We start from the raw sequence: 3,472 nt of genomic DNA, 5'->3' as shown, positions 1-3,472 counted from the left end.
TAAGTTGCTTATAATCCTAATTATAGTTAGCCTTTCATAAGTAGCGATGCAACAAAGCCATCCCAGTGTCAGCTACTTTCATGACACCATTTGCTGTGCAGTTTACCTTCAAAAATGAATGTTCGTACAGCTATGGAATGAATCGCGGTATGACGTAGCTTCGCTATAGGCAATGAAGGAAATATTAACTATACTTCTTTTTACCATTGTTTATATTTCCTATTCACATATATTAATATTTTACTCACTTAAAGTAAGCTAACTACCGTTATTAATATTTTTGTAATAAAAATTATATATGGTGCATGTAATCAAATTAAGAGGAAGATTGTGGAAATTACGCCATCAATAAAAAAAGAATTGAAGCAAAGTACTCTATATGTTTGCCTAGAAAAATGCAAAAGTGCATTTTGGTTTATCTTTTGGTTTAGTGCGGGAATCAATTTATTAATGTTATTCCTACCACTTTATACCTCTCAAGTGCTTGATCGGGTGATATCGAGCGAAAGTGTATCAACACTAACTATGCTGACAATTATCACTTTATCTGCATTTGCATGTTCTGCAATGCTTGAAACTTGTCGATATTTAGCCATGGCAAAAATAGGTGATTGGATCGATAAAACTGCAACACCAGATCTGATAGTAAGGTCAATCAGGCTAACGTCAGTGCAGAGCTCAACTTCAAGTGGTGAAGCAATACGAGATCTCGGAGTGATAAAAAATTTCATTACAGGAAATGGTATATTCTCACTGTTTGATACTCCATGGTCGTTAATTTACCTTGTTGTGATTTTCATGATACATACCTCCACGGGGTTTATAGCTATTACTGGAATTATTATATTAGTCTCTATGGCAATATGGAATGAACTTGCCACTAAACGAATATTACAAGAAACCAACGAAGAAACTATACGGAATATCAATGCTATAGATGTTGCAACAAGAAATGCAGAAGTGGTTGAAGCTATGGGCATGTCAGAATTCATAGTCTCTGATTGGTGTAAACGAAATGATCAGAACCGAGCAATGCAGATTAAAGCACAAAATCGCTCTAATGTAATTACTGGAATCACTAAATTTTTGCGCTCAACTCTGCAAATATCAGTAATTGGAACAGGTGCATTACTTGCAATCACAGCTCATAAGACTGCCGGTAGCATCATCGCTGCTTCAATTTTAATGGGTAGAGTATTAGCACCATTTGACGCTGCGGTTCATACTTGGAAGTTTTTAAATCAGGCTAGAATGTCATATGGAAGGCTACAAAGACTTATATTAACATCGCCAAAAAGAGAGCAAACGATGGCTCTACCAGAACCTGAAGGAAAATTGGAATTTGATAGAGTATTTTTTACTCCTTATGGAAGCAATAAGCCGACAGTAAAAGGAATATCATTCATTATAGATCCTGGAGATGTAGTTGGTGTTATTGGTGCAAGTGCTTCTGGTAAATCCACTATCGCAAAATTAACTGTTGGTGTATGGAAGCCAATATCTGGTGTAGTCAGACTAGATGGCGCTGATGTATATACTTGGAATCGAGAAAATTTTGGTAATTATGTTGGCTACTTACCTCAGGATATTGAGTTATTTAACACTAGTGTCAAAGCTAATATTGCTCGCATGAGGCCAGATCCAAATCCTGAAGAAATAATCAAAGCAGCAAAAATTGCAGGAATACATGAACTAATACTAAGCTTACCAAATGGATATGATACAACAATAGGAGGTCCTGGAGGAGTAACGCTCTCTGGCGGCCAAAAACAGCTTCTTGGACTTGCCAGAGCTTTTTATGGTCACACAAAACTTTTAGTACTTGATGAACCAAACGCTAACTTAGATAGCAATGGAGAGGCATGCTTAATTAATGCAATTGGCATTGCAAGAAAACAAAATACTACTACTGTTATCATCACTCACAAGCTACCGTTATTGTCCGTAGTTGATAAGGTGATCCTCATGTCAGATGGTATCATTTACGCTATGGGACCAAAAGATGAGATTTTGAGCAAATTAGTTGCTCCATCATCAAGTACCACAGAAGATGAGCGCTCTTCAGCAAATGGTTAGTTTACTTACAATAAATTCTGTATCTGAAATAACAACTGTTCCAGAAAAATATATATTTCTTTACCATTAGAAATAATATTACAAGAATAGTAAATAGATTAATAACTCTTATTAATTAAAGTCAATCGGCAGATATAGCTAAAGTGGCTTAGGTTTACCTACAATTTGAAAAACAACAAATTCGTCTTAATGAATTTTCTTAATTTGCTATCTAAATAACTTAATATTAGTGGTAATTTTATAAAAAAATTATAATATAAATAATGTTGCTGCGAAAATTTATAACAATATTTCCCTCTAACGTTTAATGAATTTCAATAAATTGCCTTTTTAATTCTAGATAAGTATATGCTTTGTTAATATGTTTAGTTCAAAATCCAAAAGTAAGTTTATGCTTTCTATTGGAGAAGAAGGCATAATGTTACTATATTTTAAAAATAATACTTTAAATAAAAGGTATTTTGTTAAGGGCAAAAACGATAAAGCAGTTTCCGATTTAATTTCATGTCTTTCGTCAGATAAAAAAGCACCTTTATACCTGGTGCTTAATCATGCAGATCAAAATTACTCGCTACAGTTTATTACAAGGGCAAACAAGATTAGTGCCTATCTATCAGCAAAAACAAAGATGGAGCATTTTTCTCGTAATAATGACATAAGTTCAGTTTTTTTGGTTGAGAAGCCAAACAAATTCAATCAAAACTGGTGCTATCTTCTTGTTTCATCAAAAGCAAAGCATTTAGTAGAATATTGGTTGAATGTGTTTATTGAGATAGGCTCCAACTTTAAGGGAATATTAATGTTTCCTATAGAAATAAGTAATATAACAAAAAAGATTCTACATAAAGATCCTAATAATTGGAAAATTATAGTTGCTGCAACTAAAACGGGAGGCTATAGACAAGTGGTTCTTAAAGAGAATAAAATGGTATTTACGCGCTTAACATCATTTACTAATGATAATTTACCAGGAATTATCGCTGGTGGAATATATCAGGAAGTGCAAGATACTATTCGATCCTTAACTAAGTTTGGGTTTGAAAAAAATAACCCTATCGACCTTTGTATCATAGTGTCAGAAGATATCAAAGCTAGTTTATCAGTCATAAATTTTTCAGAGAACAGTGTGAACATATTAACTCCATATGAGTTAGGCAAACTATTAGGAGCAGAACTAGCTATAAGTGAAAAAGATAACTTTTGCGATACCATAATTTTGTTTCATAGCTTTAAGAATAAATTAGCAGCTATTTTTAATACAAAGGAAACTAAAGAATTTTATCTATTCAATTACCTTTATTTAAACTCTCCTCGAATTTTTCTATACTTCGCCCTGGTTTTAGTTATAACAAACACCCTTTGTTTGCTAAATTTGTATTCAAATTTCAATGTCGCT

The 3,472-nt window shown here is 33.2% G+C and carries 2 protein-coding genes; both read left to right on the top strand.

What is annotated here, in order from left to right; all coding sequences use genetic code 11:
- Positions 1-330: 330 nt before the first annotated feature.
- Positions 331-2,076 (top strand): type I secretion system permease/ATPase, encoded by a 1,746-nt coding sequence (locus OZD62_RS01295; protein ID WP_010962824.1) that lies wholly within the window; start codon positions 331-333, stop codon positions 2,074-2,076.
- Between the two features lie 361 nt (positions 2,077-2,437).
- Positions 2,438-3,472, top strand: a 1,035-nt coding sequence (locus OZD62_RS01290) for a hypothetical protein (RefSeq protein WP_275019264.1), incomplete at its 3' end; no start/stop codon positions are given.

It is taken from the genome of Wolbachia endosymbiont of Drosophila seguyi (genome assembly GCF_028981765.1).
GTDB lineage: Bacteria > Pseudomonadota > Alphaproteobacteria > Rickettsiales > Anaplasmataceae > Wolbachia > Wolbachia pipientis.
This window is presented reverse-complemented; position numbering and strand designations above follow the sequence as displayed.